We start from the raw sequence: 22,970 nt of genomic DNA on the forward strand, positions 1-22,970 counted from the left end.
ATACGGGGAGAAGGTGCCGGCAGGCGGATGAGGAGCGGCGCCAACCTTGCCTACTTCAGCACCTTCCCATCCACGCCAAACCGATAGGTCTTCGCAGGATCCGGCGTCGCATAGAGCGTCGCGCCCGGCTCGGCGTCGTAGACGCCGAAAATGCGCACCGTGATCAGCCCGGCCTTCTCGCAATCGAGATAGAGATTGGTGTCGGCGCCGAGATGCTCGGCATGCACCACCGTGCCCTTCCAGGCGCCCGATTTCGGATCGACGGTCAGATGCTCCGGCCGAACACCGATGGTCTTGGCCGTTTCGCCGAGGCGGGCGCCGTCGATGAAATTCATCTTCGGCGAGCCGATGAAGCCGGCGACGAACTCATTTGCCGGCGCATTGTAGAGCTCCATCGGGCCACCGATCTGCTCGATCCTGCCAGCGTTCAACACCACGATCTTATCGGCCAACGTCATCGCCTCGACCTGGTCGTGGGTGACGTAGATCATCGTCGCCTTCAGCCGACGGTGAAGCTGCGCGATCTCCAGCCGGGTGTTGACGCGCAGGGCGGCATCGAGGTTCGACAGCGGCTCGTCGAAGAGGAACAGCTTGGGCTCGCGCACCACGGCGCGACCGATGGCGACGCGCTGGCGCTGGCCGCCGGAGAGCTCGGCCGGCCGCCGCTCCAGATAGGGCTCCAGCGACAGCATCGATGAGGCGATGCCGATGCGGCGGTCGATCTCGGCCGCGGGGGTGCCGGCCTGCTTGAGGCCAAGGCCCATATTGTTCTTCACCGTCAGATGCGGGTAGAGCGCATAGGTCTGGAACACCATGGCGATGCCGCGCTTGGCCGGCGGCGTGACCGATACATCCTCGCCGTCGATCAACACCCGGCCGGAAGTCGAATCCTCCAGCCCGGCGATGACCCGAAGCAAGGTCGACTTGCCGCAGCCCGAGGGGCCGACAAAGACGACGAATTCGCCATCGGTCACTTCGAGGTCGATGCCCTTCAGCACCTCGACCGGCCCGAAGGCCTTCTTCACATTCTCGATCTTCAGCGAGCCCACGGCTTCGTTCCTGTCGTTAGAGTTTGACGGCTATGCCGCTGCGCACGCTCTCGTCGGCGGCAAGGCAGACGGCGAGCGACTTCACCGCGTCGTCCATGTGTTTGGTGAGATCCAGATCCTCGAGGATCGCCTTCAGCACGAAGGCCTGTTCGAGATCGCAGAGGTCCTGGTGGCCGGGTTCGCCTTCCATCGACAGCATCTCGTCGGCTTTGGCGAACTTGCCGTCCGCGCCTGTCGCGGCGCTATGCAGGCGGATGGTCGAGGTCTTGGTGTGGGTGTCGATGTCGTCCGACTTCACACCTTCCTTCATGACGATCGACACACAGCCCTTCGGCGAAATGACATCCTTCACGAAGAAGGCGGTCTCCGAAATCATCGGACCCCAGCCGGCTTCGTACCAGCCGACCGAGCCATCATCGAACAGCACCTGCAGATGGCCGTAATTGTACATGGACGGTGCCACCTCCTCGGTCAGCCGCACACCCATGCCGCGCACCTCGACCGGCCTGGCGTCGGTGATCTGCAGCATGACGTCGAGATAGTGGACGCCGCAGTCGACGATCGGTGACGTCGTCTGCATCAGCTGCTTGTGCGTCTCCCAGGTATGGCCCGAAGACTGCTGGTTGAGGTTCATACGGAACACGTAGGGGCCGCCAAGCTTGCGCGCCTCGGCGATCAGCCTGATCCAGGACGGGTGATGGCGCAGGATATAGCCGATCACCAGTTTCCTGCCATTGGCCTTGGCGGCCGCGACGACGCGTTTGGCGTCGGCCACCGTCGTTGCCAGCGGCTTTTCGACGAAGACGTGGCAGCCGGCCTCGAAAGCCCTCACCGCATAGTCGGCATGGCTGTCGGAATAGGTGGCGATGCAGGCGACATCAGGCTTCTCGTCACGCAGCGCCTCGTCGAAGGAACGCCTGATGCCATAGCCCGACAGCCCGTCCGGCAGCGGCACGTCGGAGCGGTTGATCAGGGCGGCGATCTCGAAGCCCGGATTGGTGTGATAGGCCAGCGCATGGCTGCGGCCCATATTGCCGAGCCCGGCGACGACGACACGAAGGGGCGATTTGGAACTCACCTAGGTACTCCAGATATTCCAGTTTCTTCTTGAAAGGGTGTCCCCCCAGCAGAGACTTGCAGAGCTCCGCTCACTTGACGGCTCCCGACGTGATGCCGCGGATCAGCTGACGCGAGAAGATGACGTAGAGGATCAGCACCGGCATGATCGCCAGCGAGAGCGCGGCCAGGATGGCGTTCCAGTTGGTGACGAACTGGCCGAGGAAGAGCTGCGCGCCGAGCGTCACCGTCTTGGTCTCCTCCGACGGCGCCAGGATCAGCGGGAACCACAGATCGTTCCAGATCGGGATCATGGTGAAGACGGCGACGGTCGCCATGGACGGCCGTACCAGCGGCAGCACCAGGCGGAAGAAGATGGTGTATTCGGACAGGCCGTCGATACGGCCGGCATTCTTGAGGTCGTCGGAGACCTGCTTCATGAATTCCGACAGGATGAAGACAGCGAGTGGCAGGCCTTGCGCGGTGTAGACCAGGATCAGCGCGGTCAGCGTATTGACCAGCCCGCTCGCCACCATCAATTGCAGGATGGCGACGGTGCCGAGCCGGATCGGGATCATGATGCCGAGAGCGAGATAGAGCCCCATCAGCGAATTGCCGCGGAAGCGGTATTCCGACAGGGCGAAGGCTGCCATGGCGCCGAATAGAAGCACGAAGAACAGCGAGGCGACGGTGACGACGAGGCTGTTCTGGAAATAGTGGATGAAGTCGCCCTGACCGATGACGGTGGTGTAGCCGACCAGGTCGAAGGTTTTCGGCGTCGGCGGCGTCAGCGGCGCGCCGAAGATGCCGGCGCGGGACTTGAACGAATTCATGATCACCAGGATCACAGGAAACAGCGCGATCGCCGTGTAGGTCAAAAGGATCGCGTGGGCGCCGATGGTGCGGGGCAGCGAACGGGTGGCGGTGCTCATCTCCTGGCCCTCAGAACTGGTAGCGACGCAGGCGCGTCTGGACGAGGAAGAGGTAGACGCAGACGCCGCCGAGGATGATCAGGAACATCATCGTGGCGATCGCCGCGCCCATATTGGGGTCGCCGACCTGCAACTGGAAGCCGAAGAAGGCGCGGTAGAGGAAGGTGCCGAGAATATCGGTCGAATAGTTCGGCCCGGCGAGCGCCCCTTGCGCGGTGTAGATCAGGTCGAAGGCGTTGAAATTGCCGACGAAGGTGAGGATCGAGATGATGCCGATCGACGGCAGGATCAACGGCAGCTTGATCTTCCAGAACTGCGACAGGCCGGTGATGCCGTCGCATTCGGCCGCCTCTATGACCTCGTCGGGAATCGACAGCAAGGCGGCGTAGATCAGCATCATCGGGATGCCGACGAACTGCCAGACCGAGATCAGGCTAAGTGTGGTTAGCGCGTATTCCTCTTTCCCAAGGAGAGGCAACATCTTGATCGGCGCACAAGTCTGGCCGAACGTAAAAATGTAGGCGCCGATCAGACGCGGAATCTGACAATTAAAAATGCCGATCAAGCTGGGTATGACACCCCAAATTTGCGACAGGATCAGCTTCCAGGCGAAGCCGACGATGACGAAGGACAGGATGGTCGGAACGAAGATGGCCGTGCGGTAGAAGGCCGAGAACCTGAGCTTCGGGCTGGACAAAAGTGCTGCCAGCATGACGCCGATCGGATTCTGCACCAGCATGTGGATGATGAAGAACCAGACGTTGTTGCGCAGCGCATTCCAGAAATTCACCGACCAGTTGGGGTCGCCGAACAAGGTGCGGAAATTGTCCAGCCCGACGAAGATCTGGTGCTGCTCGATGTTGCGGAACAGCGACAGCTGCAGCGTGCCGGCGAGCGGCAGGATCATTATCGCCGTGTAGACGAGCACGGCCGGCGCCAGGAAGACGGCGATGTGCCAGCGAAACGGTCTTTTCGGTCGTATTTCTGCGGCCATGAGTTCGGTCCCCGCCGTCTCTCGGTTCCAGACGATGTTGATGCTAGATGATGCCTCGATGCACGGCCCAGAAATCCTTGCCCGGTACGGCAAGAACAAAGGCCTGCGACTGATCAGCTAGCCTTCCCCAAGACCAGCAAGGGTAAGGCCGCGAGGCGGTGCCGACAATCGCTATCTGACGGATGCACTTGTGAAAACCGGGTATTCGGAACCGGCCAGGCATGCGCCCGGCCGGCTCCGTTGCCTGAGCTCTTACTTTGCTGGCTTGTACCAGCTGTCGAGACCGGTCTGCAGCTTCTTGGCCGCGGCTTCAGGGGTGTCGGTGCCGTTGATGACGTTGGCCGATTCAACCCAGGTCTCGTTCTCGAGGTTCGGCGTGCCGCGCGACAGGATCTGGTAGGTCGAGCGGATCGTCGACTTGCACTTGCCGCGCCAGGAAACGAATTCCTGCGCCAGCGGGTCTTCCATCTTCACCGGCGAGGAGTTCAGGCTGAAGAAGCCCGGCAGCGCGTTGGCGTAGATGGTGGCGAAATCCGGCGAGGCCACCCAGGACAGGAAGGTCTTGGCCGCGTCCGCATGCTTGGAAGCCGCATTCAGGCCCATGCCGATATCGGTATGGTCGGAGATGTAGCAGGTGTCACCGGCCTTCTCGACCGGCGGCGGGAAGGCGCCCATCTTGAACTGGGCCTGGGTGTTGAACAGGCCGATCTCCCACGAGCCGGCCGGGTAGATGGCGGCGCGGCCGAGCGTGAACAGGTTCTGGCTGTCCGGATAGGTCTGCGCCTCGAAGCCGTCGCCCAGATAGGGCTTCCACTTGGCCAGTTCCTCGAAGGGTGCGACCCAATCCTTGTCGGTCAGCTTCTGCGTGCCCTTGATCAGCGCCGCGCGGCCGTCCTCGCCCTTCCAGTAATTGGGGCCGATGTTCTGGTAGCCCATGGTCGCGGCTTCCCAGAGATCCTTGGTGCCCATCGCCATCGGGATGTAGGTGCCGTCGGCCTTGATCTTGTCAAGCGCCGCGAAGAACTCGTCGCGGGTCTGCGGCACCTTGATGCCGAGCTTGTCGAAGGCATCCTTGTTGTAGATGAAGCCATGGATGACCGAGGCCATCGGCACGCAGAAGCTCGCCTTGCCGTCGTCGGTCTGCCAGGCGGACTTGGCCACCGGCGAGAAGTTTTCCATGCCGGGCAGCGCGCTGAGGTCGGCGAGGTTGCCCTTCTTGAACAGTTCGAGCGACTTGTCGAACGGGCGGCAGGTGATCAGGTCGCCGGCCGATCCGGCGGCGAGCTTGGCGCCGAGCGCCGCGTCATATTCGGTCGGAGCCGATGGTGCGAACACCACCTTGATGCCGGGGTTCTTGGCTTCGAAGGCGGGGATCAGCTTGTCCTTCCAGATGGACAAGTCATCGCCGCGCCAGCTTTCGATGTTGAGCGTTACGTCCTCGGCGTGAGCCAACCCGGCGGAGCCGAGAATGCTGGTGCCCAGAAGCAGTGCCGTCAGTAATTTCGTTGTCATGCTCAGTCTCCCTGTTGACCTTTTTCAGGTTCGGTTTTGATGAGAACAGGGGCTTTTGACCCCTTGCTCCCCTCGCAAGCCCGTTTCACCCCGATGGAAATCGGGATCAAACAGGCTCTATTTCTCTGTTCGAGCGTGATCTTTTCCGGAAAGCGGTTTCCACTTTTCGGGATCATGCCCCAGCGCGGAAAGGGCCGGCCGCAGTTTCTGGCCAGCCTCTTCCAGTATCTTCCGCGCCGCGGCGGCGCTGTCGGCGCCGGCGGCGAGCAGAATTGCGATCTTGACCGCGCCGCCGCTTTTCTCGAGCAGCCCGGCCGCTTCGTCCTTGCCGCGCCCGCTGATGGCGGCGACGATGCGCGCGGCGCGGTCGCGCAGCTTGATGTTGTCAGCCATCAGATTGACCATGTAGCCGTCATGGACATGGCCAAGATGGACGGCGGTCAGGGTCGACAGCATGTTGAGCGCGATCTTCTGGGCGGTACCGGCGCCCATACGCGTCGAGCCGGCGATCACTTCCGGCGGCGTCTCGAGCAGGATTGCGGTTTCGGCTTGGCGAAGCAGGGCCGAGTCCCGGTTGTTGGCGATGCCGATGGTGGCCGCGCCACGACGGGCGGCTTCTTCGATGGCGCGCACCGCATAGGGTGTGGTGCCGCTGGCGGAAAGCGCGATCAGGCAATCGCCCGCGCCGATGCCGGCATTGGCGACAGCCGCCGCGGCCTCCTCGACATCATCCTCGGGGCCGCCCGCCAGCGTCCTGAAAGCTTCGTCGCCACCGGCGACCAGGATGGCGATGCGGTCGCGCGGGATGCCGAAAGTGCCCGGCAGTTCCAACGCATCGGCCAGCGCCATCAGGCCGGAACTGCCGGCCGCGGCATAGGCAAGCTTGCCGCCGCCACTCAATCGGCCTGCAATGATCTCGGCTGCCTTGGCTATGGCGGGAATGGCGTTGCGGACGGCTTTCGCGGCTTCGATCTGCGCATCGGCCAGCGAAACAAGGATGACTTCCGGAGCCTGGATATCCAGCCCCTCGGCATTCCTGTGAAGCGCTTCGGTGCGCGTTTCAGCCATCCGTGTTCCTCCAATACCAGAACAATACCAAAAAAATACCACTTGTCCACACGCATTAACGAATTCGCGGACACGAAATCGCTGAGCCGACGAAATGTGCAGATTTTTCAATAAAATACAGCTTAATCTTTTTGAAACGGAAATTAAGTCTTGGCTATTGGTATTTTATTGGTATTATCGGTTCGGAGGAGAAATCGCGTGAATTTCGTGCTCGGTATCGATGGCGGCGGCACCAGCTGCAGGGCCGCCCTTGCAACAGCGGACGGTACGGTCGTCGGCCGCGCCAAAAGTGGTGCCGCCAATATTCGCACCGACCTCACCGGGGCGCGGTCGAACATCGTCGACGCCGCGCGGCAGGCTTTCATCGCCGCCGGGCAGGATCCCGAGCTGATCCCTCAAACACCGGCCATTCTCGGCCTTGCCGGCGCCAATGTCGGCACCTACCGGCAGCAGCTCGAAGCGATCCTGCCGTTCAGCACCAGCCGCGTCGAGACCGACGCCGAAATCGCGCTTGAAGGGGCGGTGGGCTCGGGCGACGGCGCCATGGCTATCCTCGGCACCGGCACCGCCTATATGGCCCGCAAGGGCGGCAAGTCACGGGCGATCGGCGGCTGGGGATTCCAGGTCGGCGACCAGGGCAGCGGTGCCCGCATCGGCCGCGATCTGCTCGAACAGACGCTGCTTGCCCATGACGGCGTGCGCGCGCGCTCGCCACTGACCGACGCGATGATGGCCATCTTCCGCAACAATCCCGAGGACGTGGTGGAATTCACCACCAATGCCAAGCCCGGCGATTTCGGCGGCTTCGCGCCCAAAGTGTTCGAGCACGCCGAGAAGGGCGATGCCGTTGCCAACTGGATCGTCGACAAGGCGGTCGGCGATGTCGAGGCTTCGCTCGGCGCGCTCGGCCTCTCCGATGACGCCCCGCTTTGCCTGCTCGGCGGGCTGGCGCCGCTCTACGCGCCACGGCTGTCGCCACGTTATCGGGCATTGCTCAAGCCACCGCTCGACGATGCGCTGGGTGGCGCGGTGCAGATGGCGGTGCGTCTGTTCGCCGGACACGCGGAGGCGGCCCGATGAGCGATGCCGCCGACCAGATTTTCGCCACGCTGAAACAATCGTCGCAAAGCGGCGCGCCGCTCTATCTGCAGCTCAGGAAAAGCATCGAGGACGCGGTCAACCGTGGCCTGATCGGACCCGGCGACGCGCTGCCCTCCGAGCGCGACATCGCCACCAAGGCCGACATCTCGCGCGTCACCGTGCGCAAGGCGGTGCAGGATCTGGTCAAGGGCGGCATCCTGGTGCAACGCCATGGCTCCGGCACTTTCGTGGCGCCACGCATGGAGCGTGTCGAGCAATCGCTGTCGCGGCTGACCTCCTTCACGGAGGACATGGCGCGGCGCGGCATGGCGGTGCGCTCGGCCTGGCTCGACCGCGGCCTCTATGCGCCCTCGCCCGACGAGATGATGGTGCTCGGCCTGTCGTCGAGCGAACTGGTGGCGCGCGTGGCGCGCCTGCGCATCGCCAACGACACGCCACTGGCGATCGAACGCGCCTCGTTGTCGGCCAGCGTGCTGCCCGATCCGGCGGGCATCGGCTCCTCGCTCTACGCGGCGCTGCAACTGACCGGCAATCGCCCGGTTCGGGCGGTGCAACGCATCTCGGCCGCCAATCTCGGCGACGGCGATGCGCGCCTGCTGGAAGTGCCGCCGGGTGTCGCCGGCCTGCATATCGAACGCATTTCCTATCTGGCGAGCGGCAAGGTGATCGAGTTCACCCGCTCCATCTACAGGGGCGACGCCTATGATTTCGTCGCCGAACTGCGGCTGACAGGGCCGAGCGAAGAGGGCCGACCATGATCTCCAACACCACACATATGCAGCGCGAGATCGAGGAGATCCCGCAGGCCGTCGCCCGCCTGCTCGATGGCTCCGGCGCCATGCTCGCCGAGGCCGGGCGCGGCATCCGGGAACGCGACCCGCATTTTGTCGTCACCGTGGCGCGCGGTTCGTCCGACCATGCCGCAACCTTCATGAAATATGCCGTCGAACTGACCGCAGGCCTTGCCGTCGCCTCGGTTGGGCCGTCCATCGCCTCCATCTACGGCCGCAAGCTGCGGCTCGGCGGCTCGGCCTGCCTGGCGATCTCGCAGTCAGGCATGAGCCCCGACATCGTCGCCATGGCCGAAACCGCACGCGCCGGCGGCGCGCTGACCATCGCCGTCACCAACACCGCCGAGTCGCCGCTGGCGCGGGCCTCGGACTATGCAATCGACATCCTGGCCGGCCCAGAACGCAGCGTCGCGGCAACCAAGACCTTCGTCAATTCCGCTGTCGCAGGTCTCGCCTTGATGGCGCATTCCACCGGCGACGAGGCGCTTCTCAAGGCACTTGCCGGCTTGCCCGAGCATTTCGGCAAGGCGATCGCCTGCGACTGGATGAGCGTGCTGGCCGAGACCATCGAGAAGCAGAAGTCGCTGTTCATCCTCGGCCGAGGACCGTCGGCGGCGATGGCCAACGAGGCGGCGCTGAAATTCAAGGAGACCTGCGGCATGCATGCCGAGGCCTATAGTGCGGCCGAAGTCATGCACGGCCCGCTGGCGCTGATCGGCCCCGACTTTCCGGTGCTGGCGCTGGCCGCGCGCGATGCGTCAGAACCCTCCATCGCTGAGGCGGCCGACGGCCTGGCGGCCAAGGGGGCACCGGTGTTCGTCACATCAGCGCTTGCCAACCGCGCCACGCGCCTGCCGCATGTCGCCACCGGACACCCGCTGACTGATCCGCTGACGCTGATCGTCTCGTTCTACGTGTTCGTCGAGGCTTTCGCGCGCCACCGCGGCCTCGATCCCGACACGCCGCGCAACCTTCGCAAGGTGACGGAGACCGTATGAGCGACCGTTTTGCCCTGACCGGCGCCCGCATTTTCGACGGCGACAACTGGCACGAAGGCTCGGCGCTCGTCGTGCGCGACGGTCTTGTCGAGGCCATAGTGCGCCAAGGTGCCCTGCCCCCAGGCGTCCGTGTCGTCGACGCCGGCGGCGGCATGCTGGTGCCGGGCTTTGTCGACATCCAGGTCAATGGCGGCGGCGGCGTCATGCTCAACGACCACCCCGATGTCGTCTCGATCGAAACCATCTGCCGGGCGCACGCGCCGTTCGGCACGACGGCGCTGCTGGCGACGCTGATCACCGACACGCCCGCGATTACCGCTGCCGCCATCGCTGCCGGCGAAGCAGCAGCGCTGCAGAAAGTACCCGGTTTCCTCGGCCTGCATCTCGAGGGCCCGCATCTGTCGATCGCGCGCAAGGGCGCGCATGATCCGGCGCTGATCCGACCGATGACGGACGCCGACCAGGCGATGCTGATCGCGGCGCGGCAAAAGCTACCGGTGCTGCTCACCACGATCGCGCCAGAATCCGTCGAACCGGCGCGGGTCGCCGCATTGGCGAAGGCCGGCGTCGTCGTCAGCCTCGGCCATTCGGATACCAGCTATCTCAAGGCAAAAACCTTCGCCGAAGCGGGCGCCAGCGTGGTCACCCACCTGTTCAACGCCATGAGCCAGATCGGCAACCGCGAGCCTGGACTGGCGGGCACGGCGATCGATGTCGGTACCTTGTCCGCCGGGCTCATCGCCGACGGTATCCACGTTCATCCCGCGACAATCCGGATCGCGCTCGATGCCAAGCAGGGACCGGGCAAGATCGTGCTGGTCACCGACGCCATGGCGACGATCGGCACCGACATGACCTCGTTCACACTCAACGGCCGCACCATCTACCGCAAGGACGGGAGTCTCCGACTTGCCGACGGGACGCTGGCGGGCGCCGACCTCGACATGATCTCGGCGATCCGGTTCATGCACGGCGTCGTCGGCGTCGAACTCACGGAAGCCTTGCGCATGGCCTCGCTCTACCCGGCACAGGCGATCGGCCAGTCGCATCGGCTTGGCCGACTTGCCAACGGCACGGCGGCGGATGTCGTTGCGCTGTCGGACGATCTTGGCATAGAACGCGTCTGGATCGGCGGCGACAAGGTGTTCGAGGCGGGCGCTCCACGCTGAGAGCGAAGCCATGCAGACAATCGATTGTGTCGTCGCCAGAGCAGGCGTCGTCGGGCTTGCCATCGGGAATTCGTCCGCTGAGGCTGATGTCATGAAACTTTTTGATTTCGAGGTCGTTGTCGGAGCGCATGTCCGAGGCGAAACCCAAATCAACACCGCCCGACGGCACCCCGAAGCCGCGTCGAGGAAAGCCGCCACGACAAAAACCGCGTGACGAGGGGTCGCACGACGAGGCTCCACGCAAAAAGAAGCCACGCGAGAAGAACACGTCGACCGTCGAAGCCGCAGCGTCCGAGATCGTCGACGAAACACCACCGCCGGAGGCCGTCGAACCCGATCCGGAGCTGACGCCCAAGCAAGCCGAAGAGGCGCGCAAGAAGTACCTGCTGAAGCGGTTCTGGATCAGCGGGCGCGGCTATTGGGGACGGCACGGCGACAAGCTCGGCTGGCCGTTGACGATCGGGCTGTTGATCCTGATCGGGATCAATGTCGGCTTCCAGTACGGAATCAATGTCTGGAACCGCGCCATATTCGACGCCATCGAGAAGCGCGACGCCCACACAGTGTATTTCCTCAGCGCCGTGTTCGTGCCGCTCGTGATCGGCAGCATGAGCCTCGTCGTCGCACAGGTCTACCTGCGCATGACCATGCAACGCCGATGGCGCTCCTGGCTGACCACCTCGGTGATAGCGCGCTGGCTCGCCAATGGCCGCTATTACCAGCTGAATCTGGTCAAGGGCGACCACCAGAACCCCGAGGCCCGCCTCTCGGAAGATTTGCGTGTCGCCACGGAGTCCCCCGTCGATTTCGTCGCCGGGGTCATTTCCGCTTTTTTGTCAGCCTCGACCTTCATTGTGGTGCTGTGGACGATCGGCGGGGCCTTGAGCGTCACTCTGGGGGGCTCGACCATCACCGTGCCCGGATTCCTCGTCATTACCGCGGTAATCTATGCCGCGATCACCTCCACATCGATGTTCCTGATCGGCCGCGATTTCGTGCGGCTGTCGGAGGAGAAGAACCAGGCGGAAGCCGAATTCCGCTACGTGCTGACGCGCGTGCGCGAAAACGGCGAAAGCATCGCCTTGCTGGGCGGTGAGGATGAGGAACGCAGCGGTATCGACAAGACCTTTGCCGGCGTGCTGAAGCGTTGGGCGCAACTGACCGGCCAGCACATGCGCACGGCGGTGGTTTCGCAGGGCTCCAGCCTGTTCGCGCCTGTCGTGCCGGTACTGCTGTGTGCGCCAAAGTTTCTCGAAGGGTCGATGTCGCTCGGCCAGGTCATGCAGGCCGCCTCCGCCTTCGCCATCGTGCAGGGCGCCTTCGGATGGCTGGTCGACAATTATCCGCGCCTGGCCGACTGGAACGCCTCCGCACGGCGTATCGCTTCGCTGATGATGTCGCTCGACGGGCTGGAGCGCGCCGAGCAGAGCGACGAGCTCGGCCGCATCCAGCATGGCGAGACCAAGGGCGACGCGATGCTTTCGCTCGACGATCTGTCCGTGACGCTCGACGACGGCACGTCCGTGGTCAAGGAAACGGAGGTCGTGGTCGAATCGGGCGAGCGGGTGCTTGTGTCCGGCGAATCCGGCTCGGGCAAGTCGACGCTGGTTCGGGCGATCGCCGGCCTCTGGCCATGGGGAAGCGGCGGCGTCAATTTCCATCCCGACAAGCAATTGTTCATGCTGCCGCAGCGGCCCTACATCCCTTCTGGCACGTTGCGCCGGGTGGTCGCCTATCCCGCGGCGGCCAACAACTGGAAGCTCGACCAGATCAAGGCCGCCCTCGACAAGGTCGGCCTCAGCCACCTCGCCGGCCGGATCAAGGATGAAGCGCCCTGGGACCAGACCTTGTCGGGCGGAGAAAAGCAGCGGGTCGCCTTCGCGCGCCTATTGCTGCACCGCCCGGACATCGTCGTGCTGGACGAGGCGACCTCGGCGCTGGACGAAAAGAGCCAGGACCAGATGATGGAAACGGTGATCCGCGAATTGCCCGAGGTCACCATCGTCAGCGTTGCGCACCGCACCGAACTGGAAGCCTTTCACACCCGCAAGATCACGCTCGAGCGGCACAAGGGCGGCGCGAAACTTGTCAGGGATATCGACCTCGTGCCGCGCAACCGCAAACGCGGCCTGCTCACGCGCGCCTTGTGGGGCTCGGGCACGACGACCGAAAAGCCGCGCAAGACGAAGTAACGGTGCGCCCCCCCGCCACCTAGGACGCATAGAGATCCTTGTATGTCTCGCGCAGCAGGTTCTTCTGCACTTTGCCCATGGTGTTGCGCGGCAATTCGTCGACGAAGATCACCTGTTTCGGGTGCTTGTACCTGGCCAGGCGCCCGGCGATGGCACTGAGAATTTCGGCACCGGTGATCCGCGATGCCGGCGCCCGCACGACGACCGCCGTGACACCTTCGCCGAAATCCGGATGGGCGACGCCGATGACGGCGCTTTCGTTCACTCCATCAAGCGCGTCGATCTCGCTTTCGAGCTCCTTCGGATAGATGTTGTAGCCGCCCGAGATGATCAGGTCCTTGCCGCGGCCGACGATATGGACATAACCGTCGGCGTCGACCATGCCGAGATCGCCCGTGATGAAGAAGCCGTCGGCGCGGAATTCCGCCTTGGTCTTTTCCGGCATGCGCCAGTAGCCGCCAAAAACGTTCGGACCCTTGACCTCGATCATGCCGATCTCGCCCTGGGCCAGCGGCTTGCCGCTATCGGGATCGGTGATGCGAAGCGACACGCCAGGCAGCGGGAAGCCGACCGTGCCGGCGCGGCGCTCGCCCTCATAGGGGTTGGACGTGTTCATGTTGGTCTCGGTCATGCCGTAGCGCTCGAGGATGGCGTGGCCGGTGCGCTCGCGCCAGGCCTTGTGCGTCTCGGCCAGCAGCGGCGCCGAGCCGGACACGAACAGGCGGATGTTCCTCGCCGCCTCGCGGTCCAGCCCGTCCTGCTGCAGCAGCCTGGTATAGAAGGTCGGCACGCCCATCAGCGCCGTGGCGCGCGGCAGCAGCGAGATGATGCGGGCCGGATCGAATTTCTGCTCGAACAGCATCGAGGCGCCGGCCATCAGGATGACGTTGGTGGCGACGAACAGGCCATGAGTATGGAAGATCGGCAGCGCATGGATCAGCACATCGCCTGATGTGAAGCGCCATTGGTCGACCAGCACGCGCGCATTCGATGCCAGGTTCCCATGGCTGAGCATGGCGCCTTTCGAGCGGCCGGTCGTTCCCGACGTGTAGAGGATTGCCGCGAGATCATCCTCGCCGCGCTCGACATCATGGAAATCGGAGGATTGCCGCGATGCCTGGTCCGTCAGCGATCCCCGGCCATTGCGGTCGAGCGTGACCACGACGGCACCGGATGGTGCGACCATCCGCTCGATATCCGCCGATTTCGCCGGATCGCAGACAATGACCCGAGGCGTTGCATCCTCGAAGAAATATCCAAGCTCGGTCGGCGTGTAGGCCGTGTTGAGGGGCAGGAAGACGGCACCAGCGCGCACGCAGGCGAGATAGAGCAGCACCGCCTCCGGGCTCTTTTCGACCTGGACGGCGATCCGGTCGCCGGGCTCGACATGCAATTGCAGGAGCGCGTGCGCGAGCTGCGCCGACCGCGCCAGCATGTCGCCATAGCTGAGCGAGCGCCCATCATCGGTTTCCATCAACAGGCGCCCGGGCGCCGGCATCCGGGACCGGAACGCGTCGAACAGATGATTGCTCATGAAATTTTCCTGCTGTGATGGCAATGGCGGCGCCGGCAATGCCCTTGGGGCGCGCAGAGTTCGCGTTTCCGGACCATGTCGTCAAGACCGCAAACGGCGGTCCGGCGCGTCACATCGGCCGAAAAAGCCGCGAACGATGGCAACAAGCTCTGGCAAAAGGAAATGATCGTTACCGCCGAGCGCGTTCGGCCGAAGCGGCGGCTTTTGAGACTTCGCCTTGCTTGAAGCGCTCCATGCATATGGAAGCGGTCAGCTGGTAATGATCGATCAATGCCTGGACGGCGCCGTCGGCATTGCCGTCCAGCGCGTATTCGGCAATCCGCCGGTGTTCCCCGAAATCGTCGCGCTGGATGTTCTCGCCGTCATTGGCCATTTGCCGATAGCGATAGGCGTGATCGGAAAGCTGATCGCAGAAACCCACCAGCCAGTGCGACCGGCAGGCCGAGATCAGCACACGGTGGAAGGTGCGGTGCAATTTCTCCCAGTCCGGATCGAGCGACGAGAGATGTTGCGGCGAACGTCGCGAGGCGCGGTCCAGGCGATGCAGCGCCAGCACCAGTTGTTCTTCCCACTCGGTGGTGCGGTGCGCAATGGATTCGCGAAGCGCGCGTTCCTCGAGCCAGCAGCGGGTGCGCGTCAGCTCCTCGAGCTCCGTCGCACTGACCGGCATGATGAAAAAGCCACGCTGATCGTGACGGCCAAGGAGTCCCTCGGAGGCAAGGCGATTAAGGGCTTCACGGACAGGGGAGGCACCGGCGCCATACTTGGAAACAACCCACTCGACCCGCAGCTTGCTTTCGGCTTCCAGAGCGCCGCCAAGAAGATCATCCCGCAATTGATGATAGACCGTACTGGCAAGCGTACTCTTGGATCCTGTGCCGTCGTCGTTCAGGTTGGCAGCGCCGTATGTCAAATTCGACTCCTTGTCCCCATTTCTCTCTGGGCAATTCGAGTCCGAAAAGAATCCTTCGTACATGTACCCTACAGTGCCTTCGTCAAGAGGCTCAAGCACGAGATGCCATCCTTGTACTTAAGCACGAAGGAATATGACGTTATCCGCCGCCTGATCGGGGGAATTCGCGCGCCTCTACAACCAATGGAAACTTAACATGTTTTGTATGCACGCAGAATCATCTGTTTCTTGTGTGCCCGTGCGAGCATCTTTTCTGTCGCGCGCAAAATAACGCACGGCTCGGCCGGCTCATACCTCCTGTGCCGATCTGATTCGGACGGAAGCGGGCTCCTGGAGAACCGTATCCGCTCAACGGCTGTCAGACAGCCAGCCTGTTGGATTCGAAGCGGGATGATCGCGGTGCGTTCGAGCAATTCAGAGCGGTTCACCGTTTCCTCGAAACGGCCAACCGCCCTAGCCGGCGGCGTTGTCGGCCGCTGTCCTGATCGCCTCGATGTTGGCACGGTACGCCTCGACGCTGCCGCCCTTGAAGATCGCCGCACCGGCCACCAGCACATCGGCCCCGGCTGATGTGACCAAAGGGGCCGTTTCGGGCGAAACGCCGCCATCGATCTCGATGCGGATCGGCCGGTCGCCGATCAGCGCCTTGACCCTTCTCACCTTCTCGACGATCCCCGGGATGAAGGCCTGGCCGCCGAACCCCGGATTGACGGTCATGATCAGGATCAGGTCGAGTCGGTCGAGCACATATTCGATCATCGTTTCCGGCGTCGCCGGATTGAGCGATACGCCGGCCTTCTTGCCGAGGTTCCTGATGGTCTGCAACGAGCGGTCGAGATGCGGCCCGGCCTCCGCATGCACCGTCATGCCGTCACAGCCGGCCTCGGCGAAGGCGGCGAGATAGGGATCGGCCGGCGCGATCATCAGATGGCAGTCGAAAAAAGCCTTGGTGCGGTTGCGGATCGCCTTGATCACCGGCGGACCGAAGGTGATGTTGGGGACGAAATGGCCATCCATGACATCGAGATGGATCCAGTCGGCACCAGCAGCCGCGACGGCTTCGACCTCGTCGCCAAGCTTCGAAAAGTCCGAAGCCAGCACCGATGGTGCGATCAAGGTCTTCTTGCTCATCTCGCGGCCTTTCCGGGCGTCCTTTTCATACCGTTCACCCTGGATCGACTGCCTAATGCCCGGCGGGTGACTTGTCGAGGGTGCAGGCGCGTGGGCTCCACAGGCTTGGACGGCGTTGCGGCGTCTCCGATCCCGCCCAGCCAAATTCCGCTTGCCGGGACATGACGAAGAACCCGCCGGATTGCTCCGGCGGGTCCCAGGTCTGGCGTCGAGCGGACGGCTACTGCTGCTGGAGCTTCAGGATCCTGTTTGGTGCCGGATCCTGCTGCTGTTCAGCCTGCGGCAGGCGCCGTGGCAGGACCTGCTGCAACAGCAGGCCCGGGTTGAGCTCCAGTGACGGCTGCCCGCGCATCGGTCGGCAGTTGGGATAGCGTCCAACCGTGCCTTCCGGACAGCGCCTCTTGAAGATCGGTTGGCACTGGCCATTGATCATCTGCGAGCCCGGTGCGCATTCCGTCTGTTGCCTGGATTTGCGGCATGCGCCGTCGATCACCTCGGTCCCCCGCGGACAGACGCACTCGCCGCGCTTGTTGTGGACCTGGCCGCGTATGTCGCACTGCTCCACCTGCGGCTGTTTGCGCCGGCAGGCATTGCCTTGCACCTCGGTACCCCGCGGGCAGACGCAATCGCCGTTGGCATCGTGCACCTGACCCCGGATGGTGCACTGGTCGGGCTTCGGCCGGACCGGACGGCAAGCGCCGTTGCGCACCTCCGTGCCTTGCGGACAGACGCAATCGCCATCGGCATTGCGGATCTGGCCGGGGATGCGGCACTGCTGAGGCTTCGGCCGGACCGGACGGCAGGCGCCGTTGCGCACCTCCGTGCCTTGCGGACAGACGCAATCGCCATTGGCATCGTGGATCTGGCCACGGATGGTGCACTGCTCGGGCTTCGGCCGGATCGGGCGGCAGGCGCCGTTGCGCACTTCGGTACCTTGCGGGCAGACGCAGTCGCCATCGGCATCGTGGACCTGGCCACGAATGGTGCACTGCTCGGGCCTGTCGGTCCTGACGCAGGCGCCGTTTTCCAGCGCCGTGCCGCGCGGGCAGACGCAGCGCCCGTCCTCGGTGCGGATCTGGCCTTCGAGCAGCACGCAGCGCTTCGGTGGCGGCGGTGGTGTCGGCAGAATGTTGGTGCCGCCGCCGGTGCACTGGCCGTTGCGGAAGGTGGTGCCTTCCGGGCAGACGCAGCGGCCGGCGTCGTTCATGACGAAGCCCGGCGAGCACTGGTTCTTCACCTCATGCGTGATGGTGAAGGGGTGGCAGGCATAGGCCTTGCCGCGATCGCCCTGCACATTGGTCGCATCCTTGGACAGCACGTCGCCGCCCTGGACCCGCGTGTCGGGAGACAGGACACCAACGCAGTTCTGGCCATTGACGTTGCCCTGCAGATTGGCAAGGCGCCCGTCGTCGGGAATGACCACGGTGACATGATGCGACTGGCTTTCGCCGGCACCAAGCGTCAGGTTGGCTATGCAGGACAGAGGCAGGCTTGCCGGTTCGGGCGAGCAGCCGAAGGGCGGGTCGATCGAGGTGATCGCAACGCCGTCCAGCCGGCCGAGCCCTTCCACGCCGATCGCATCGCCGATGCGAACCGGGCCGGAGAACGGGCTCGTCCCGTCATTGGATATGGTGATGTCGAACGAGCAGGGCTGGCCGAGCCGGCATTCGCGATCGCCGGTCTTCTCGACACGGATGGTCGAGGAGCCACCGCCCTTGGCGCAGGCCTGGCCAATCGGGTAGACGACATCGTCGCCTTGCGCCGGCCCATAGGAGCCGCGCGCGCAGTTCTCGAACTCGCCATTGGCCGAGACCGTCACGTCGAAGTGGCGGCTGATCCCGGGCGTCATGACGGCACCGGGAATCTGGCACGACAGCGTGTTGGCCGGAACCGGTCCGCACGTCCATTCCGCGCCGTCTGGAGTGACGGTCTGGATCTGGACGGGCGCGCCGCCCGACACCAGCGTGGCGGCATCGTTGACCCGCACCGGACCGGCGGGGGCCGCCGTGCCGGCGTTGGAGACGGTGATGCGGCAAGAGACGGCCGCGGCACCGGCCAGCGAACCGCTGCACACCTTGGTGATGCGCAGGCCGGGCTGGCCACCATTGGGACGACGGATGCGTTCCTTGGCGCAGGCCTTGTTGTTGGTGAGGTCGACCTCACCGGGAATGGCCTTCACCTCGGCGCAGTTCTCGACCGTGTCCGACCGGTAGTCGGCCGGCATGACCGCCTTGACGACGATCGGCGTCGAGGCGCCCGCGGGCAGCGCGATGCCGGGATTGTCGCAGCGGAACTGGCCGGGGCCATTCGGGCCACATGTCCAGGGCGGGCTCGGCCCGAAAGTCGAGGAGACCGGCGCGCCGCCGGGATAGTTGTCGATCACCGTCAACGGCCCGTTATAGGTCGATGTGCCGTTGTTGATGATGTCGATCACGAAGAAACAGACGCCGTCGGCCGTGCAGATTTCGGTGCGGGCACGCTTCTTCAGGATCAGGTCGACCTTCTTCTCGACCGGCGGCTGGCAGTCGCGGTCACGATCGCCACGGCGGCAGATCGGGATCGAGGCGCAGCCACGGTCGTTCGACTGGCTGCCGAACAACGGCTTGCCGCTGGCGGCATAGTTGTAGGCGGCGCAGTTGCGCAGCGCACTGCCTTGCCAGCCGCCGGCCGGCTTGAAGCCGAGCTTGAGGTCGACAAAGGCCCCCGGATTGAGCGTGGTCACCGGATAGGTGCACGTCATCGGGGTAGTGCCGGGCACGCAGACCCAGGGCGGATTGGGCCCTGAACTCAACGTCGAGCCGACCGGCAGCGTCACCTCGTCGAGCACGATCTTGCCGTTGTAGGGCGCGGTGCCGACATTGGTGACCCTGATGGTGAAGTCGCAGCCGCCGGCCATGGTGCAGCGCGCGACATCGGCACGTTTCTCGACCTTGAGGTCCGGCTCCTTGTCCCTGGGCGGGCACCGCTGGTCGCGCGGGATGACGATGTCGATGGTCTGCGTGCAGCACAGGCCCCAGCCCTCCTTCGGGCCGGCATAGGTCTCGATGCCGGTGACGATGAGGTGGATGACGTCGCCGGGCGATGCGCCGACGATCTTCCAGTTGAGCACGCCGCCGCCCACCGGCACCAGCTGGGTATCGGGGATGATGGTGATGCCGGGCGTGGTGGTCGACACCTGCACCCACTTGCCGCCCATCTCCGGGCCGACCGGCATGTGGTAGATGAAGGCGCCGCCGCCGGGCACGCAGTCGACCGTGCCGCGTTCCACCTTGAAGCATTCCTTGCCGGGAGGTGGTGGCGGCGGGTTGCACTTGCTGACATCGATCTTGATCGAGGTCTTCGCGCCGGTCTTGTAGTCGCCATCGTCAGGCTTGCTCGGATCCTGCGACGGGATGATGGTCCCGGTGCCGGCTCCGTTGCTCACCTTGATCAGGCCCTGATTGTCGATGATCGTCGGCGAGGGAAACGCCGCATGGTCGATCCTGGCCGTGATCTGGAAATTGATGACGCGTTCATTGGCGGCCCCGGCGCCGTCGAGATCGGCGGCGGAGAGCCGGAAATCGGACACCGTTGCCGTATCATTGGGACCCGCCGTATTGCCGATCGTCGCGGCCGGCAGTGGCCCGCCGGAGGCATCCGTGCCGTCGCCGGACAGGTTGACGTTGACGATCGAAAGGCCGTGCGGAAGCTGGTCCTTGAACTCGACCTTGAGTTTCTTCAGCAAGTCCACAAGGCCCGGATCGGCAAAGCCCCGCGGGTCACCGCGCAGGCCGAAGCTCAGGGAGTAGACAACATAGTCGCAGCCTCGCTGGGTGCCTTTCTTGGTGAAGAACGGCACGACCCGTTCCGGCCTCGGATTGACGACGCGCGAATTGTCGAGGTCGAGCCTCAATTCCGGTGTGATCGGAGCGGCGTCTTCCGCGTGGCTTGCGAGAGGGGTGAGCACGGCGACCGCGATACCGGCCGCCATCAGCCAGCGCGCGCCGCGCCTGGCGTATGACAGGGGTTTCATGATCGTCTCCACGACAGTTGACTGCTTGTCGGCTGAGTTGTTTCGCGCGAGCGGGGAGATTGCGAGATTGTTCATCTTCCCCTCCTCAACGTTCGCAGCTGACGGCTGGGGTGCGGAGCGGCAAGGTCATCTTGCAGCAAGGGTAGTAGCCACCCTTGTCCCTGTCGGACTTCCTGTAGAAGCAAAGTCCAACATCCACTCTGTCGCCTGGATAATGGCCGGTGATGTTGATCGTGTAGGGCTTGCCCGGCACATGCGACATGGGTGTGGTCACCCCGACGCCGGGCGACCTGGACTTTGTCTCATTCGAAGGCTGGGCCTTGATCGAATCGCCGCCAAAGCCGGCATGGTCATGGAGATAGAGATCGGCCTCGAGGCCCGAAGGCGTGCAGTAATACCTGATATCTTCAACATCGAGACAGGGAGGCAGGTTGCCGGGCGGTGGGAAGTCCGGCGGGTAGAAGGGTGGCAGATAGCCGCCCGGGATTTCTTCATAATAGCCGGCGCGGCCCTCGCATGGGTGCCAGACAGCGACGTCGCCGACATGGCCTTCCACCTCGGGATCCTCGAAATAGCCGTCGAAATCGACGAACCAGGAGCCGAAGGGCGGCACGTTGGCCGGCTTGACCAGATCCTTGGGCGTGATCTGCACGCCATGCACGGCAAGCGGCCCGCCGGCGGCGAGTTGCTCGGCAAGGGTTGGATTGTCGCGCAATTTGTCGCCGGTGTTGACCAAAGTCTGGGTGCAGACCGAGGTGTCGAGATTGCCGTCGGCGTCATAGCCATATTGCAGGTCGAGGCCGCCGGCCGACTGCCGGTTGCCCTGCGGGAAGCCGACCGCGTATTCCTGCGGCGCGTCCACCCAGACCGATTCCGATGCCGGATCGTCGGGATTTTCTCTGAAGTAGCGGATGACCTCGCCCTTGCCGGAATCGGCGAACCGGCTGTAGTCGTAGCGGTTCTCGATCGGGCCGCGCTGGGCGAGGTACATGAAGCCGCTGTTGTCGAAGGCAATGTCGGTGACGGCGTAGTCCTTGTCGGCCTTGACCGTCAGCTCCCAGCGCGGGTCGCCGGCAAAGCTGCCGTCTCGCGCGATGCCGACCGACCAGATCTCCGACTTTTCGCCGACCGAGTAATAGAGACGGCCGCCATGATAGGAGACGGCCCAGACGCGGCGCTCGTCCTGGGTGTAGCCCCAGGTCTCGGGGTCCTCGGTGTCGAAGGCCGCGCCCTGTATGTCCATCACCGCGCCGTCGTCGGCGACGGGAGCCAGGCCATGCGCCGGTCGCCCGGCGACACCATGATCGAAGGTGTCGATCAGTGCGCCGTTGGCATCGATGCGATGGATCAGGCCGGTGTCGAGGTCGGAGGCGAAGAACTGGCGGTGGTTGGGATCGAAAGTGATATTGCCGATGCCGGGACCACTGTTGGTGTCGATGTCGGCGAATTTAGCAACCTGGCCGGTGATACCGTCGATCTTCCAGATGGTGCCCGGCCCGCCACCATTTTCGGTGCCGAACTGGCCATCCATGAAGGTCGCGCCTGCCGTGCCGCGGCGCTGCCGCTCCGGCCTGCCATCCTTGTCGGCGTCCGGCGTGACGATCTCGATGCCATGCAGCGACGTCGCTGCGGCATAAAGGTTGGGAATGCCCGACGGGACACCATCGCGCACGCCGTCATCATAGGTGAGGCCGAACACCTCGCCGATCTGGCCTGATGTCACCTCGAAAGGCGGCGGCGTGAAGACGAGCTGGCCCGAGGCCGGCCCGCCGAGATGCGAAACGTCGAACACACGCAAGGTGGCGCGCGTGGTGTCGATGAAGGTTTCGTCGACCGGATCGACCCCAGGCGGCAAGCCCTCATCGAAATTGGGGATGACGGTGCCGGGAAAGCCGGTGACCGCCATCGAGCCTGGATAGATGATCTGGGTGTCCTGCGCTCGGGCGGCACCGCCGAGCCAAAGGCCGGCGGTCAGGGCGAATGCAAGAACGCCGCCGGTTGTCTTGATCAGGCGGCGCAAACGGCTGGCGCGAGAAGACACTGACAGGCCGTGATCGCAAGACATAGAACTCCCCCCGAAGTCTACGGGAGGAATCTCCGGCTGTGCCGCGCAAATCAGAGCAGGGCGCGGCGGTCCGGCACGTTCTTCCCTGATCGAATTGTCTGCTTTCCTCTTCATTACGATACGCCTGCTCTTACCTAGGGTCAACGGAATCAGCGGAAAGCCCAGCGCGTCGACCCCGTCCCGAAGGCGGTGGTCGCGCCGAGCTCCTGTTGTTCCCGGAGACCGCGGAGCCTCTGGGTTGCTGGTCATGGGGACTTCCTTTCCGGGCCGCACCATGCGGCACCTGGACGTCAGTCGCGCACGGAGGTGGAAAGGTTCATGGAAGCCTTGCGCAGAATGCTTGCGCCCGATGCTGCCTGTTCTTATATACGCGCCAAGCCGTGCGGCGGCGGAACACCGGTGCCGAACGGGATTTCTTATGAACAGGGGCTTTCGTCGGAACGCCTTCATGGG

General features: G+C 64.1%; 16 protein-coding genes. 5 read left to right on the forward strand and 11 right to left on the reverse strand.

From position 1 onward, the window contains the following. Nucleotides 1–50 precede the first annotated feature (50 nt). From EB231_RS03690 to EB231_RS03715, 6 genes are all read right to left on the reverse strand, one after another. On the reverse strand, nt 51–1,049 hold the full coding sequence (locus EB231_RS03690) for an ABC transporter ATP-binding protein (protein WP_172347639.1): 999 nt from the start codon (nt 1,047–1,049) through the stop codon (nt 51–53). 16 nt (nt 1,050–1,065) lie between these two features. Then, a complete protein-coding gene (locus EB231_RS03695) occupies nt 1,066–2,127 on the reverse strand; it encodes a Gfo/Idh/MocA family protein (protein ID WP_172347640.1) in 1,062 nt (353 codons plus the stop codon). Between the two features lie 70 nt (nt 2,128–2,197). Next, nucleotides 2,198–3,037, reverse strand: a complete 840-nt coding sequence (locus tag EB231_RS03700; protein ID WP_172347641.1) for a carbohydrate ABC transporter permease — start codon at nt 3,035–3,037, stop codon at nt 2,198–2,200. Nucleotides 3,038–3,047: 10 nt separating this feature from the next. After that, entirely contained in the window at nt 3,048–4,031 is a 984-nt protein-coding gene (locus EB231_RS03705) for a carbohydrate ABC transporter permease (RefSeq protein WP_172347642.1), read from the reverse strand. Between the two features lie 252 nt (nt 4,032–4,283). Continuing rightward, entirely contained in the window at nt 4,284–5,543 is a 1,260-nt protein-coding gene (locus EB231_RS03710) for an ABC transporter substrate-binding protein (protein ID WP_172347643.1), read from the reverse strand. A gap of 117 nt (nt 5,544–5,660) precedes the next feature. After that, nucleotides 5,661–6,611, reverse strand: a complete 951-nt coding sequence (locus EB231_RS03715; RefSeq protein WP_172347644.1) for an N-acetylmuramic acid 6-phosphate etherase — start codon at nt 6,609–6,611, stop codon at nt 5,661–5,663. Nucleotides 6,612–6,809: 198 nt separating this feature from the next. Between EB231_RS03715 and EB231_RS03720 the strand changes: the two genes are divergently transcribed. The 5 genes from EB231_RS03720 (at nt 6,810) to EB231_RS03740 (ending at nt 12,862) form a co-directional block, all read left to right on the forward strand. Then, nucleotides 6,810–7,691: an N-acetylglucosamine kinase gene (locus EB231_RS03720; RefSeq protein ID WP_172347645.1), complete on the forward strand. Its 882-nt coding sequence runs from the start codon at nt 6,810–6,812 to the stop codon at nt 7,689–7,691. Next, nucleotides 7,688–8,470: a GntR family transcriptional regulator gene (locus tag EB231_RS03725; RefSeq protein ID WP_172347646.1), complete on the forward strand. Its 783-nt coding sequence runs from the start codon at nt 7,688–7,690 to the stop codon at nt 8,468–8,470. The genes EB231_RS03720 and EB231_RS03725 overlap by 4 nt, the downstream gene beginning before the upstream one ends. Beyond that, a complete protein-coding gene (locus tag EB231_RS03730) occupies nt 8,467–9,501 on the forward strand; it encodes an SIS domain-containing protein (protein WP_172347647.1) in 1,035 nt (344 codons plus the stop codon). The genes EB231_RS03725 and EB231_RS03730 overlap by 4 nt, the downstream gene beginning before the upstream one ends. Then, complete coding sequence (gene nagA, locus EB231_RS03735) at nt 9,498–10,670, forward strand: N-acetylglucosamine-6-phosphate deacetylase (RefSeq protein ID WP_172347648.1); 1,173 nt, start codon at nt 9,498–9,500, stop codon at nt 10,668–10,670. Before EB231_RS03730 ends, nagA begins: the two co-directional genes overlap by 4 nt. Before the next feature lie 128 nt (nt 10,671–10,798). Continuing rightward, nucleotides 10,799–12,862, forward strand: coding sequence for an ABC transporter ATP-binding protein/permease (locus EB231_RS03740; protein WP_172347649.1), 2,064 nt, complete (start codon nt 10,799–10,801; stop codon nt 12,860–12,862). 19 nt (nt 12,863–12,881) lie between these two features. Here the strand turns inward: EB231_RS03740 and EB231_RS03745 are convergent, their stop codons facing one another. From EB231_RS03745 to EB231_RS03765, 5 genes are all read right to left on the reverse strand, one after another. Continuing rightward, on the reverse strand, nt 12,882–14,396 hold the full coding sequence (locus EB231_RS03745) for a malonate--CoA ligase (protein ID WP_172347650.1): 1,515 nt from the start codon (nt 14,394–14,396) through the stop codon (nt 12,882–12,884). 169 nt (nt 14,397–14,565) lie between these two features. Next, nucleotides 14,566–15,309, reverse strand: coding sequence for a GntR family transcriptional regulator (locus EB231_RS03750; protein WP_172352803.1), 744 nt, complete (start codon nt 15,307–15,309; stop codon nt 14,566–14,568). 453 nt (nt 15,310–15,762) lie between these two features. Continuing rightward, the gene (gene rpe / locus EB231_RS03755; protein ID WP_172347651.1) at nt 15,763–16,440 is read right to left on the reverse strand and encodes a ribulose-phosphate 3-epimerase; all 678 of its coding nucleotides are present in this window, start codon (nt 16,438–16,440) and stop codon (nt 15,763–15,765) included. A 220-nt stretch (nt 16,441–16,660) separates the two neighbouring features. Then, a complete protein-coding gene (locus EB231_RS03760) occupies nt 16,661–20,527 on the reverse strand; it encodes a DUF7929 domain-containing protein (RefSeq protein WP_172347652.1) in 3,867 nt (1,288 codons plus the stop codon). Nucleotides 20,528–20,537: 10 nt separating this feature from the next. Then, entirely contained in the window at nt 20,538–22,793 is a 2,256-nt protein-coding gene (locus EB231_RS03765) for a hypothetical protein (protein WP_172347653.1), read from the reverse strand. Between the last annotated feature and the right edge of the window lie 177 nt (nt 22,794–22,970).

Origin of the sequence: Mesorhizobium sp. NZP2298, assembly GCF_013170825.1 — a bacterium.
Taxonomy (GTDB): Bacteria; Pseudomonadota; Alphaproteobacteria; order Rhizobiales; family Rhizobiaceae; genus Mesorhizobium.

What these genes read in the sequence shown, in the direction of transcription:
- EB231_RS03715 (WP_172347644.1), bottom strand. Translation starts at nt 6,611, where the DNA reads ATGGCTGAAACGCGCACCGAAGCGCTTCACAGGAATGCCGAGGGGCTG.
- EB231_RS03740 (WP_172347649.1), top strand. Translation starts at nt 10,799, where the DNA reads ATGTCCGAGGCGAAACCCAAATCAACACCGCCCGACGGCACCCCGAAG.
- EB231_RS03745 (WP_172347650.1), bottom strand. Translation starts at nt 14,396, where the DNA reads ATGAGCAATCATCTGTTCGACGCGTTCCGGTCCCGGATGCCGGCGCCC.
- nagA (WP_172347648.1), top strand. Translation starts at nt 9,498, where the DNA reads ATGAGCGACCGTTTTGCCCTGACCGGCGCCCGCATTTTCGACGGCGAC.
- EB231_RS03760 (WP_172347652.1), bottom strand. Translation starts at nt 20,527, where the DNA reads ATGAACAATCTCGCAATCTCCCCGCTCGCGCGAAACAACTCAGCCGAC.
- EB231_RS03710 (WP_172347643.1), bottom strand. Translation starts at nt 5,543, where the DNA reads ATGACAACGAAATTACTGACGGCACTGCTTCTGGGCACCAGCATTCTC.
- EB231_RS03705 (WP_172347642.1), bottom strand. Translation starts at nt 4,031, where the DNA reads ATGGCCGCAGAAATACGACCGAAAAGACCGTTTCGCTGGCACATCGCC.
- rpe (WP_172347651.1), bottom strand. Translation starts at nt 16,440, where the DNA reads ATGAGCAAGAAGACCTTGATCGCACCATCGGTGCTGGCTTCGGACTTT.
- EB231_RS03700 (WP_172347641.1), bottom strand. Translation starts at nt 3,037, where the DNA reads ATGAGCACCGCCACCCGTTCGCTGCCCCGCACCATCGGCGCCCACGCG.
- EB231_RS03765 (WP_172347653.1), bottom strand. Translation starts at nt 22,793, where the DNA reads ATGGTGCGGCCCGGAAAGGAAGTCCCCATGACCAGCAACCCAGAGGCT.
- EB231_RS03730 (WP_172347647.1), top strand. Translation starts at nt 8,467, where the DNA reads ATGATCTCCAACACCACACATATGCAGCGCGAGATCGAGGAGATCCCG.
- EB231_RS03725 (WP_172347646.1), top strand. Translation starts at nt 7,688, where the DNA reads ATGAGCGATGCCGCCGACCAGATTTTCGCCACGCTGAAACAATCGTCG.